The organism is Thiomonas sp., from assembly GCF_034007205.1.
Lineage (GTDB): Bacteria > Pseudomonadota > Gammaproteobacteria > Burkholderiales > Burkholderiaceae_C > Thiomonas.
In genome coordinates, this window is the sequence record NZ_JAVERI010000013.1 from 49619 (window position 1) to 62169 (window position 12551).

10 protein-coding genes are annotated in these 12551 nt (G+C 66.6%); 5 read left to right on the top strand and 5 right to left on the bottom strand.

Features of this window, described 5'->3' with window-relative positions; translation table 11 throughout:
* Positions 1-2: 2 nt before the first annotated feature.
* Positions 3-908: an NAD(P)-dependent oxidoreductase gene (locus RBR52_RS11470; protein ID WP_320377394.1), complete on the top strand. Its 906-nt coding sequence runs from the start codon at positions 3-5 to the stop codon at positions 906-908.
* Between the two features lie 73 nt (positions 909-981).
* On the opposite strand, the gene ppa is transcribed toward RBR52_RS11470, so the two are convergent.
* Genes ppa through RBR52_RS11490 form a run of 4 tightly spaced genes read right to left on the bottom strand, consistent with a single transcriptional unit; the run spans position 982 to position 3289 of the window.
* The gene (gene ppa / locus RBR52_RS11475; RefSeq protein WP_320377395.1) at positions 982-1512 is read right to left on the bottom strand and encodes an inorganic diphosphatase; all 531 of its coding nucleotides are present in this window, start codon (positions 1510-1512) and stop codon (positions 982-984) included.
* A 35-nt stretch (positions 1513-1547) separates the two neighbouring features.
* Complete coding sequence (locus RBR52_RS11480) at positions 1548-2264, bottom strand: BON domain-containing protein (protein ID WP_320377396.1); 717 nt, start codon at positions 2262-2264, stop codon at positions 1548-1550.
* The gene (locus RBR52_RS11485; RefSeq protein ID WP_320377397.1) at positions 2261-2860 is read right to left on the bottom strand and encodes a phosphoheptose isomerase; all 600 of its coding nucleotides are present in this window, start codon (positions 2858-2860) and stop codon (positions 2261-2263) included. The genes RBR52_RS11480 and RBR52_RS11485 overlap by 4 nt, the downstream gene beginning before the upstream one ends.
* A gap of 54 nt (positions 2861-2914) precedes the next feature.
* Positions 2915-3289 (bottom strand): YraN family protein, encoded by a 375-nt coding sequence (locus tag RBR52_RS11490; RefSeq protein WP_320377398.1) that lies wholly within the window; start codon positions 3287-3289, stop codon positions 2915-2917.
* Between the two features lie 7 nt (positions 3290-3296).
* Between RBR52_RS11490 and rsmI the strand changes: the two genes are divergently transcribed.
* Positions 3297-4178 (top strand): 16S rRNA (cytidine(1402)-2'-O)-methyltransferase, encoded by an 882-nt coding sequence (gene rsmI, locus RBR52_RS11495; RefSeq protein ID WP_320377399.1) that lies wholly within the window; start codon positions 3297-3299, stop codon positions 4176-4178.
* A gap of 156 nt (positions 4179-4334) precedes the next feature.
* Here the strand turns inward: rsmI and RBR52_RS11500 are convergent, their stop codons facing one another.
* Positions 4335-6593, bottom strand: coding sequence for a diguanylate cyclase (locus RBR52_RS11500; protein WP_320377400.1), 2259 nt, complete (start codon positions 6591-6593; stop codon positions 4335-4337).
* A 669-nt stretch (positions 6594-7262) separates the two neighbouring features.
* Between RBR52_RS11500 and RBR52_RS11505 the strand changes: the two genes are divergently transcribed.
* From RBR52_RS11505 to parC, 3 genes are all read left to right on the top strand, one after another.
* Positions 7263-7763, top strand: coding sequence for a heme-binding protein (locus RBR52_RS11505; RefSeq protein ID WP_320377401.1), 501 nt, complete (start codon positions 7263-7265; stop codon positions 7761-7763).
* A gap of 385 nt (positions 7764-8148) precedes the next feature.
* Positions 8149-10188, top strand: coding sequence for a DNA topoisomerase IV subunit B (locus RBR52_RS11510; protein WP_320377402.1), 2040 nt, complete (start codon positions 8149-8151; stop codon positions 10186-10188).
* A gap of 1 nt (position 10189) precedes the next feature.
* Positions 10190-12523, top strand: coding sequence for a DNA topoisomerase IV subunit A (gene parC, locus RBR52_RS11515; RefSeq protein WP_320377403.1), 2334 nt, complete (start codon positions 10190-10192; stop codon positions 12521-12523).
* Positions 12524-12551 lie beyond the last annotated feature (28 nt).

The window sequence follows — 12551 nt, forward strand, 5'->3', positions numbered from 1 at the left end:
CCATGAGCAACCCCACCTCCACCGATACGCCCGCGCAGACCGTCGCCTTTCTCGGACTGGGCGTCATGGGCGACCCGATGGCCGGGCATCTGGCCCGCGCCGGACACCGCGTCACCGTTTACAACCGCACCGCCAGCAAGGCGCACGACTGGGTGCGTCGCAATGGCGGACATTCGGCGGCGACCCCGCGCGAAGCCGCGGCGGGGGCGGATTTCGTGTTCTCCTGCGTCGGCAACGATGACGATCTGCGCAGCGTGACCCTGGGCCCGGACGGCGCCTTTGCCGGCATGCAGCCGGGCGCGGTGTTCATCGACCACACCACGACCTCGGCCGATGTGGCGCGCGAACTCGGCCTGGCGGCGCGCGAACGCGGGCTGTTTTTCCTCGACGCCCCGGTCTCGGGCGGACAGGCCGGAGCGCAGAACGGCCTACTCACCGTGATGTGCGGCGGCGATGTGCAGGCCTTCGAGCGGGCGCAGCCGGTGATCGGCGCCTTCGCCCGCGCCGTCACCCGCCTGGGCGACAACGGCGCTGGGCAACTGTGCAAGATGGTGAACCAGATCGCGCTGGCGGGGCTGATCCAGAGCCTGGCGGAGGCCATCGCCTTCGGCGAGCGTGCCGGGCTCGATCTGCACAAGGTGCTGCAGGTCATCGGCAAGGGCGCGGCGCAGAGCTGGCAGATGGATAACCGCGGCCCGACCATGATCGAAGGCCGCTACGACTTCGGTTTTGCCGTCGATCTGATGCGCAAGGACTTCGGCCTGTGCCTGAACGAAGCGCGCCAAAACGGCGCGCGGCTGCCGGTGCTCGCGCTGGTCGATCAGTTCTATGCCGATGTGCAGGCAGCGGGCGGCGGCCGGCTCGATACCTCGTCGCTGCTGACGCGGTTGCGCGATCAAAACGGCTGAAACCGCAGCGCCACAAACGACAAAGGCCACCCGAGAGTGGCCTTTGTCTTGGGCTTTGTCGTACAGACGACGATTACTTGGCGGTGTAACGCGCGGCGCTGGAGCTGATTTCGGCCCGCGCGGCATCCGCCCCGACCCAGCCCTCGGTCTTCACCCACTTGCCCGCTTCGAGGTCTTTGTAGTGGTTGAAAAAGTGCTCGATCTGCTTGAGCAGTTCGGGCGGCAGGTCTTCGGGCTTCTGGATATGGCGGTATTGCGGCAACAGTTTTTCCACCGGCACGGCGATGAGCTTGGCGTCCACCCCGGCTTCATCGGTCATTTTCAGCATGCCAATGGGGCGGCAGCGCACGACGCAGCCGTGCACCAGAGGAATGGGGGTGACCACGAGCACGTCCACCGGGTCGCCGTCCTCCGACAGGGTCTGCGGAATATAGCCGTAGTTGCAGGGATAGTGCATCGCGGTGGACATGAAGCGGTCGACGAACAATGCGCCGCTGGCCTTGTCCACCTCGTACTTCACCGGCGGCGCATGGGCGGGAATCTCGATCACCACATTGAAATCGTCGGGCAGGCTCTTGCCGGCGGGCACGTCGCGCAAACTCATGGTCGGTCCTTATATTGGGAAGGGAGAAACAGGGTTCAGGGTTCATTGCCGTGCGGCTGGGACGGCGGCGCGTTTTCCTTTTGCGGATTCTGCATTTCCCGCAATTGCTGTTCGGTGATGATGTTGAACATGGTCACGACCTTGGATACGCCGGAGGTATCGCGCGCGATCTGGACGGCCCGGTCGGCCTCGCGCTGGGTGACGATGCCCATGAGATAGACCACGCTGTTGGACGTGGTGACCTTGAAGGCGTTGCCGAAAATGTCGTGCGCGTCGATCAGGCCGGCGCGCACCTTGGTGGTGATGAGGGTGTCGGTGGCGCTGCGGTTCAGGTCGGCCACCGGGCCGATGTCGATTTCGTTGAGCACGGCCTTGACATTGGGCACGCCCTTGACGATCTCTTCGGCCTTTTGCTTGTCGGCCTCGTTGGGCACCTGACCGACCAGCAGCACCTGCTGGTTGTAGCTCACAGCGCGCACATTGCAGTCGGGCCCGAGGGCGGACGAAATGCGGTTGTCGGCCTTGAGCCCAATGGTGTTGTCTTCGAGGATGGAGCCCGCCGTGCGCCGGTCGGATGCCACGTAGGCGGTCGTACCCACCGCGCCCAGCCCCAGCACGAAACAGCCCTGCAACTGCGTGGCCGCGAGCACGACGGCGAGCAGGCCGGCCGCACGCCACAGTCGGCGCCGACTGCGCCCGCCGCCCGCGGCTGCAACGGGCCGGGAAGAAATATGTGCGTTGATCTGTGTCATTCCGAGGACTCCGGTTCACCCATCAGCAGCCAGTCTAAGCCATCGCAAAGACAGTGCAGCGTCAGCAGATGCACCTCTTGAATGCGGGCGGTGCGGTCGTTGGGTACGGCAATGTGCACATCGACCTCGCGCAGCAGACCAGCCACCCGTCCGCCGCTGCGTCCGGTCAGCGCCACCACGCTCATCTCACGTTCCTGTGCGACCCGCACGGCTTCGACGATGCTCGACGAATTGCCGCTGGTGCTGAAAGCCACCAGCACGTCGCCGGGCAGTCCCAGTGCCCTGACCTGCTTGGAAAACACATGGTCGAAGCCGTAGTCGTTCGCCACGGCGGTGAGGATGGAGGTGTCGGTGGTCAGCGCGATGGCGGCCAGTTCGGGGCGCTCGCGCTCGAAACGGCCCACCAGTTCGGCGGCCAGGTGCTGGCTGTCGGCGGCCGAGCCGCCATTGCCGCAGATCAGAATCTTGTGTCCATTGGACACCGCCGTCGCCAGCACATCGACGGCGCGCGCAATCGGCCCGGTCAGCGACTCGGCGGACTGGTATTTCAGATCGGCGCTGTCGAAAAAATGCTGCTGGATGCGCTGCTCTAACATGGTGTGGGGAAGGTGCAAAACAGTGATGTTAGTCGCGGCTGCGGTTGCGCACATTCACTCCTCGACCGCAAACGCGCCGGGCAGCCACTCCAGCCTGTCGCCATCGAGCGTCACCACGTCGAAGCGGCACACCGGCTCCTCGGTCAGACGCGCCAGATAGTGACGCGCCGCCAGCACGATGCGGCGGCGCTTGCGCGCATCGACGCTGCCCGCCGCCCCGCCATACGCTGCCGCGTTGCTGCGGGCGCGCACCTCGACGAAGACCAGCGTGCCGTCGGCCGCGCGCATGATGAGGTCGATCTCGCCGCCGCGCACCCGATAATTGCGCTCGACCAGCCTCAATCCCCTGGCCTGCAGATCGGCGCAGGCCTGCGCTTCGGCCGACTGCCCCAGGCGGCGCGCCGCGCGTCGCTTCCACATTTGCATCATGCCCGCCATGTCCTCTCCCACCCAAGCTGCGCTGGCATTCTGCGCCCAGCAGGATTTTCCCCCCGCGCTCTACATGGTGGCCACGCCCATCGGCAATCTGGCCGACATCAGCCTGCGCGCCTTGGCCGTCTTGCACCAGGCCGACCGCATCGCCGCCGAGGACACCCGCGTGGCGCAACGCCTGCTCGAAGCGTATGGCCTGCGCAAACCTCTGCTGCGCTGCGACCGGCACCGCGAAGCGCAGGCGGCGCAGGCCGTAGTGGCGGCCATCGCCGCCGGCGAGCGCGTGGCCTTCGTCAGCGACGCCGGCACGCCGGGCATCAGCGATCCGGGCAGCCGCCTTGCCGCCGCGGTCCATGCCGCCGGGCTGAGGGTGATGCCCATACCGGGGGCCAGCGCGGTCACGGCGGCGCTCAGCGCCGGCGGGCTGGACCTGCGCGCGGGCTACTGCTTCGCCGGCTTCGCTCCCGAGAAGGCCACGGCGCGGTGCGAGTTCTTGCAGGCCGCGCTGCAAGGCCCGCGAGTGACAGTGTTTTTCGAAGCCCCGCACCGGCTGCGCGACTGCCTGCACACCTTGCTGGAACTCGATGCACAAGCCCAGCTCGTCCTCGCCAAGGAATTGAGCAAGCAGTTCGAAACCCTGCTGCCGTGCACACCGCAAACCGCGCTCGACTGGCTGGAGGCCGATCCCCGGCGGGCGCAGGGCGAATTCGTGCTGCTGCTGCAGCCGCGCGTGGCCGAGGCAGAACTCGATGCCCAGGCCGCCGCCCTGCTGCAACGTCTGGCGCAGGAACTGCCGATCTCACGCGCGGCCGCGGTGGCAGCCGATCTCACCGGGCTCAAGCGCGACGAGCTTTATCGCTGGCTGCTCGATCACAAGCAGCCTTGACCCCCTCCCGGCCTCCCCCACTACGTGGAGGAGGTGAGAACTGCGCTTCGCGCCTCCTTCGGATGCCCCTCCCAACCTCCCCCACGCCGTGGGGGAGGTCAGTTCACTCCCTCCCCACTCGTGGGGAGGGTTGGGGTGGGGAGGTGTGCCCGACGCTCACACCGGCCCCGGGGACTCGCCGCTCCAGATTTCCACCCGGTTGCGCCCGGACTGTTTGGCGCGGTAGAGCGCCTGGTCGGCGCGGTCGAGCAATTCGTCGGCGTCCCTGATCGTCGAAGTGGGCAGAAACTCGGCGATGCCGATACTGGTCGTCAGCGTCAGGCCGACCTGATCCGCCGAAGGCAGACAGCCCGCCTCCTGAATGGCCAGACGCAGGCGCTGCGCGACGTCGAAAGCGACCTGCCGCGTGGTCTGCGGCAGCAGGATGGCAAACTCGTCACCGCCCAGCCGTCCGCAAAGATCGGGGCCGCGCAACTGCTGCATGCAGGTCTGGGCGAAACAGCGGATCACCGCATCGCCCGCCTGATGGCCGAGCCGGTCGTTGATCTGCTTGAAGCGGTCGATGTCCAGCGCCAGCAGTGCGAACGGGCTGCCCTCGCGCTGCGCGCGGCGCAGTTCCAGCGCGGCGCGAGCCAGGAAGTGGCGCCGGTTCGGTATGCCCGTCAGCGTGTCGGTGTAGGCCAGATTGCGCAACTCGTCCTCGCGCGCCTTGACCTCGGTGATGTCCTTGAAGGCGAAGATCAGCGCGTCGTCGTCGCGGTAGCGCCCGCGGGTCACGGACAGCAGCAGCCAGACCCCCGTGCCGTCGAAACGGCGAAACTGCGCCTCCACGCCGCGCACCGTCCCGCCCTCGCGCTGCAGGCGCAGCAGCAATCGATCGCGATCGACTGCATCGCCCCAGAGATGGCGCACCGACTGCCCGGCAAGTTGCGCGTATGAGCCACGGAAAAGCGCTTCGGCCGCCTTGTTGGAGAACAGCAGCGCCGCGTCGCTCGTGCGGGTGATGACCAGCGGCACGGGCGATTCTTCCGCCAGAAAGCGAAAACGCTGCTCGTCCTCGCTGAGCTGCTGCTGAAGCTGCTTGATCGCGGTGATGTCCTGCATGCTCGTCACCACGCCGACGATCTGGCGGCTGACCGCGTCGCGCACCAGCGCCTTGTTCAGAATCCACACCGTGGGCTCGTGATCGGGATGCAGATAGGCCGCCTCGCGCGTGACCTGCAGACGGCCCGAGAGCAGTTCGCCGTCCATCTCTTCCCAGAGGCGGCCCAGCGCGGCGCCGAGGATCTGCGGCCCGGTGCGCCCGTGGATTTCGGGGCTGCTGAGCCCGACCAGCAGATTGAAGGCCACGTTGACCCGGGTGAACCGCCCGTGCGGATCGCTGAACGCCACCGGATTGGGCAGTGCGTTGAGCAGCGACTCCTGAAACCGCAACTGCGCCTGCGTGGTGGCCTGGCTGATCTGCAGCGCTGCGGTGCGGCGGTTGACCTTTTTCTCCAGCGTGGCGTTGATGTCGCGCACCTGCCTGATCGCCAAGGTGCGCTCGTTGGCCAGCAGCCCGGCCAGCAGCATGGCGCTGGCGAAAGCCAGCAGAATGATCTGCATGGACATGAAGCGGTCGCTGCCCAGCATGGCATACATCGGGCCATGCTGCAGCACGGTCGCCGCAACGATCAACAGGCTGACCACGGCCGTGAGCGAAGCGGATACCGCCAGCGGCAGGCGCATCGCCGACCACAGCATCGGCAGCATCACCAGGCTCGCCAGCCCAATGGGCAGCGCGCTCTGGCCCGTCGGCATGAGATAGACCAGCAGGGTGCCGACCACCGCCAGCGCCGGCAGCAGCACCATTTCGCCGTTCGAAGCCGAGCGCAAGGCCTGCGGCGACAGCCGACGCAACAGCTCCGCGGCGGGAGTGAGCACCACGATGCCGGTCATGTCGGTCACCCACCACTGCACGCCCAGGTCAGGCGTCACCGGCGACTGGTCAAAGCCATGGATCGCCGCGGCGATCGCGCCCAGTGCGGCTGAAACCCCGGCCCCCAGCAGGCCCATCGCCCCGATGAACCAGAGTCCGTCTGCCGTCGTCTCGAAACCCTGCCAGTGCACCCGCCGTCGCAGCAGCCACCAGCCGAGCAGCGGACCGAGCGCGTCGCCCGCGGCGATCAAGGCGCTGGCCTCCCATCCCCAACCCAGCAGCAGACGGTTGCTCACCCAGGAAGCGAGCACGATGGCCGGCGCCATCGACGGCCCGCGCGCGATCAGGCCGAACGCCGCGACGGCCGCAGAAGGCCACAGAATCAGCTCGCCCGACCGCACCCCGAGCACCAGCCAGGCCAGCAGGATGTAACACGCAGCCAGGCCCACTGACCAGAGCAGCCAGCGCAATACGGAGCGGGTGGGCACAGAGCGCATCGGGGCGTTGCAGCAGACAGAGTCAGTGAGTCAAATTTTCAGGGCTGAGAAACGGCGTTCGCGTGAAGAGGAAACATCCGAAAAAAACCGGGTGGAGACTGTCAACAAAGAACCAAACTTCTTGACAATCGGAGCGGACTGGCGAAATCAACGATAAATTTCCATTATTCCTGCACCCGATTCACAGGCTGTTCTGGTTTGAGTGAATTCTCCCGAAGCGGCGCCGTCTTGTCCGTGAAATCCGTCACGTTGTCGGCCCGGTGGTCTCGACGAAACGTCAAGAATTGTTCAAAATTGCACACCGTTCCAGGAAATCGGAGCTGCAAGCGAGGCTTGCTTCTGCTGCCTCTCTTGCCGATCCGTTTCCAATGCCCGGCCTGCAGCGCGAATACGGACGTCATGCCCTGCTCAATCCCGGCTTCATCGGCGACATGACCTGCAGTGATGGACGGAGTGCACCGGTTGCCGCCTCACACCCAGATGCTGCTGCACCCGGACGCGCAAGGCAAGGAGCGCATCGCGCAGGCGATCGCACCCACGCTGGACAAACTCATGCATCAGCCCCGGTGAATCGCCGCTGCTCCAGGGTGTGCAGGACGCGGGACGCTGTGGAATACTGCATCACGCACGCGCCCTGCCCATCGCCAAAAAATTTCTGCAGGAGACATCATGAATTGCTTTCGCTTTCGTTTGCCCGCGGCGCTCGGCCTGTGTGCCGTACTGTCCGCCCCCGCCTTCGCGGCCGAACCGCTCAGCGTGACCGTCCACCGCCTCACCCTCGATACCGCCGAGCGCATTGCGCAAGGCGCGATCAAGGCTTGCCGCGCCAAGGGCTTGCAGGTCAGCGCCACCGTGGTCGACCGCAACGGCATCGTGCAGGCCACGCTGCGCGACACCCTGGCCCCGCCCGTGTCGCTGGCCATCAGCCGGCAGAAGGCCTACACCGCAGCCATGTTCGGCATCAAGGGCACGGCCATGGGGCCGCAGGCCGCCTCGCCGCTGGCGCTGCTGGGTGACGGCCTGGCCTTCACCGCGGGCTCGGTGCCGATCGAGGCCGGCGGCCGTATATATGGCGCCGTGGGCGTGAGCGGCGCGCCGGACGGCAGGGTCGACGAGGAATGCGCCCAGGCCGGGCTGGACGCGGTCTTGCCCGATCTGGAAATGCAATAAACCCAGATTGTTCATTAGGACACGGGAAGATGGCGCGGCGGGTTGGGGATGGATTTGGCCCGACGCGACAAGCCCATAGCTCAAGCTATGGGCGCGAAGCGCCAGGACAAAGACGCCCCAAACCGACCACCAGCGCCCGTGTAGGGGCGAAGCCCCGCCTAATGGACAATCTGGGTTAGAGCCCCCTGCCTACAATCCTCCCCCAGACCTGCACAGCCATCGCGCAGTGCGGGTCTGCCTCCCGCATCGGCCTGCCTGTTTTTTGGGCAGCCCGATTCACCCGCATGAATTCAGGGCTTTGCGCCCCTCCGATGTCACATTTTCCCCAGCCGCTGGGGATAACTGGGCATCGGCGGCATCCCTGTGGATAATTTTTTGAACCTTTATGGCCAGTCGTCGACCACTGCCGCAGAGCCGCCTCAAGGCAGAGGCAGCCCCCTCGGGGGGCAGCGAACGTAAGCGAGCGTTGGGGTCAACACCTCCCGTTTATTCCGAATCGTCCATCCGCGTGCTCAAGGGCCTGGAGCCCGTGCGCCAGCGGCCGGGCATGTACACCCGCACCGACAACCCGCTGCACATCGTGCAGGAGGTGATCGACAACAGCGCCGACGAAGCCCTGGGCGGCTATTGCCAGCACATCGCCGTCACGCTGCATCTCGATGGCAGCGTGAGCGTGGAAGACGATGGTCGCGGCATCCCCTTCGGCCCGCACCCGGAGGAAAACGCGCCGGTGGTCGAGCTGGTGTTCACCCGGCTGCACGCCGGCGGCAAGTTCGACAAGCTGCAGGGCGGCGCCTACAGCTTCTCGGGCGGACTGCACGGCGTGGGCGTTTCGGTGACGAACGCGCTATCGAAGCGGCTGGAAGTCACCGTCTGGCGCGACGGCCAGGTGGCGCATCTGGTGTTTGCCGGCGGCGAGGTCATCGAACCGCTGACGGTGCGCAAGGCCACGCGCGATGAGCGCAAAAGCGGTACCCGGGTGCGCGTCTGGCCCGATGCCCGGTATTTCGACAGCCCGCATCTCCCGCTGACCGAGCTCACCCATCTGCTGCGCAGCAAGGCGGTGCTGCTGCCCGGGGTGAAGGTCGATCTGATCCAGGAGAAGACCGGCGACGCCACGCACTGGGAATATGCCCGCGGGCTGCGCGACTATCTGCAGAGCAGCCTGCAGCAGCCACCCTGCATCGACCTTTTCGAGGGCGAGCACTACGCCAGCGCTTCCTCCGATCAAGAAAGCTTCGCCGAAGGCGAAGGCGCTGCCTGGTGCGTGGCCTTCACCGAAGAGGGCGCCCTGCTTCGCGAGTCCTACGTCAACCTCATTCCCACGCCCGCGGGCGGCACGCACGAGGCCGGCTTGCGCGAGGGGCTGTTCCAGGCCGTGAAGGGCTTCATCGAACTGCACAACCTGCAGCCCAAAGGCGTGAAGCTATTGCCCGAAGACCTCTTCGCGCGGGCGTCCTTCGTGCTTTCCGCGCGGGTGCTCGATCCGCAGTTCCAGGGCCAGATCAAGGAAAGGCTCAACAGCCGCGATGCGCTGCGCCTGGTCGGCCAGGCGGTGCGGCCCGTGTTCGAGATCTGGCTGCATGAACGGGTGGATCAGGGCAGGAAGCTCGCCGAACTGGTCATCCGCCAGGCGCAGAGCCGCCTGCGCGCGGCGCAGAAGGTGGAGAAGAAAAAGGGCTCGGGCGTGGCCGTGCTGCCGGGCAAGCTGACCGACTGTGAGAGCCGCGATGTCGCACGCACCGAACTCTTTCTGGTGGAAGGCGATTCCGCCGGGGGCTCGGCCAAGATGGGCCGCGACAAGGAGTTCCAGGCGGTGCTGCCGCTGCGCGGCAAGGTGCTCAATTCCTGGGAGGTGGAGCGCGACCGGCTGTTCGCCAACACCGAGATTCACGACATCGCGGTGGCCATCGGCGTCGACCCGCACGGCAAGGACGACACCCCCGATCTGTCGAACCTGCGCTACGGCAGGATTTGCATTCTGAGCGATGCCGACGTCGACGGCTCGCACATCCAGGTCTTGCTGCTCACGCTGTTCTTCCGTCACTTTCCCAGGCTCATCGAGCGCGGTCATGTCTGCGTGGCACGCCCGCCGCTGTACCGCATCGACGCGCCCGCGCGCGGCAAGAAGCCCGCGCAGAAAATCTACGTGCTCGACGATGCCGAACTGCAGGCCGCGCAGGACAAGCTGCGCAAGGACGGCCTGAAGGACGGCGCCTGGCAGATTTCGCGCTTCAAGGGCCTGGGCGAAATGAGCGCCGAGCAACTCTGGGACACCACGCTGAACCCCGACACCCGGCGTCTGTACCGCGTGCGGCTCGATGAAGCAGAAATACTTTTCTCCCAGCTCATGGGCAAAGGCGAAGCCCAGGCCCGCCGCGCGCTGATGGAGGAATACGGCGACCAGATCGAAGTGGACATCTGATATGAGTGAACAAGCCACCCTCGAATTCGACAACCGGCCCGAAGACGACGCCGATACGCTGGCGCTGGGCGACTATGCCCGCCGCGCCTATCTCGACTATGCCATTTCCGTGGTCAAGGGCCGCGCCCTGCCCGATGTGTGCGACGGTCTGAAGCCGGTGCAGAGGCGCATTCTCTACGCCATGTGGCGCATGGGACTGACGGCGGAAGCCAAGCCGGTCAAGTCGGCGCGCGTGGTCGGCGACGTGCTCGGCCGCTTTCACCCGCACGGCGACCAGGCCGCCTACGACGCGCTGGTGCGGCTGTCGCAGGATTTCGCGCAGCGCTATCCGCTGATCGACGGCCAGGGCAACTTCGGCTCGCGCGACGGCGACGGCGCCGCCGCGATGCGCTACACCGAGGCGCGACTTGCTTCAATAGCCCGGCTGCTGCTGGGCGAAATCGACGCAGGCGCCACCGACTTCATTCCCAACTACGATGGCTCGACCACCGAGCCCCGGCTGCTGCCCGCGCGCCTGCCTTTCGTTCTGCTCAACGGCGCCAGCGGCATCGCCGTGGGCATGGCCACCGAGATTCCCTCGCACAATCTGCACGAGGTCGCCAGCGTCTGCGTCGCCCTGCTCAAGAATCCCCGCCTCGAACTCACCGACGCTCTGGCGCTGATGCCCGGCCCCGACTTCGCCACCGGCGGCCAGATCATCTCCAGCCCGCAGGACATCGCCGCGGCCTATGCCAGCGGCCGCGGCAGCCTGAAGGTGCGCGCGCGCTGGACCATCGAAGAACTCGCCCGCGGCCAATGGCAACTCGTCATCCACGAACTGCCGCACGGCACCAGCACCCAGCAGGTGCTCGAAGAAATCGAGGAACTCAGCAACCCCAAGGTCCGCCCCGGCAGGAAGGCGCTCGCACCCGAGCAGATTGCGCTGAAGACCAGCCTGCTGGGTCTGCTCGACACGGTGCGCGACGAGTCGGGCCGTGAGGCGGCGGTGCGGCTGGTGTTCGAGCCGCGCAGCTCGCGCATCGATGTCGCCGAGTTCGTCAACACCCTGCTCGCCCGCACCAGCCTGGAGACCAGCGTGCCGATCAATCTGGTGATGATCGGCGCCGACGGCAAGCCGCGCCAGAAGGGGCTGATGGACATCCTGCGCGAGTGGCTCGCCTATCGCGGCCAGACCGTGCAGCGCCGCACCCGCCACCGGCTGGAGCAGGTGGACGCGCGCATCCACATCCTGCAAGGGCGGCAGCAGGTACTGCTCAACCTCGACGAGGTGATCGACACCATCCGCAACAGCGACGATCCCAAGCCCGCGCTGATGACGCGCTTCGATCTCACCGAGCTGCAGGCTGACGACATTCTCGACATGCGGCTGCGCCAGCTCGCCCGCCTGGAAGCCATCCGCATCGACAAGGAACTCGCCGCGCAGCGCGCCGAAGCGGCCGACCTGCACAAATTGCTGGCCGATGACAAGGCCATGACGCGGCGCATCATCAGCGAGATCGAAGCCGATGCCAAACAGTTCGGCGACGAGCGCCGCACCCTCATCCAGTTTGATGAGCGCGCAGTGGCCGAGGTCAAGGTGGTGGATGAGGCCGTCACCGTCATCGTGTCGCGCAAAGGCTGGCTGCGCACGCAAAAAGGCCACGGCCTGATGCAGGGCGCCCTCGCCTTCAAACCCGGCGATGCGCTCTACGCCACGTTCGAATGCCGCAGCGTCGATCCCCTGGTGGTGTTCGGCAGCGATGGCCGGGCCTACTCGATCGATGTCGCCGACCTGCCCGGCGGACGCGGCGACGGCCAGCCCGTGACCACCTTCATCGAGCTTGCACCGGGCACGCAGGCCCTGCACTATGTCGCAGGCGAGCGCACCACGGCCATGCTGCTGTGGACGGCGCAGGGTTTCGGCTTTGTCGCGCGGCTGGGCGACGGCCTGAGCCGCCAGCGCGCGGGCAAGACCTTCATCACCCTCGAAGATGGCGACGCGCTGCAGCGCCCGCTGCGGCTCGACACCGACGCTGCAGGCCGCCCGCTCGGGCGTCTGGCCGTCTTGAGCGCGGACGGCCGCCTGCTGCTCTATCCGGCAGCGGAAGTCAAAACCCTGGCGCGCGGCGGCAGGGGCATCACCCTGATGGCGCTCGACGCCCAGGAAACCCTGCAAAGCGTGGCGCAACTGGCAACCGAGCGCGACGCCCTGCTGGTCAGCGGAAAAGGTCGCGGCGGTTTGCTGCGCAGCACCACGCTCGGCGCTGCGCAGCAAGCGCCTTACGTCGGCAAACGCGCCCGGCGCGGACGCAAGATCGAGGTGACGTTCAAGCCAGAGTGGATTGGCCGCGCCTGACAGGGCCAAAACCCAAAGGGTCAAAGCC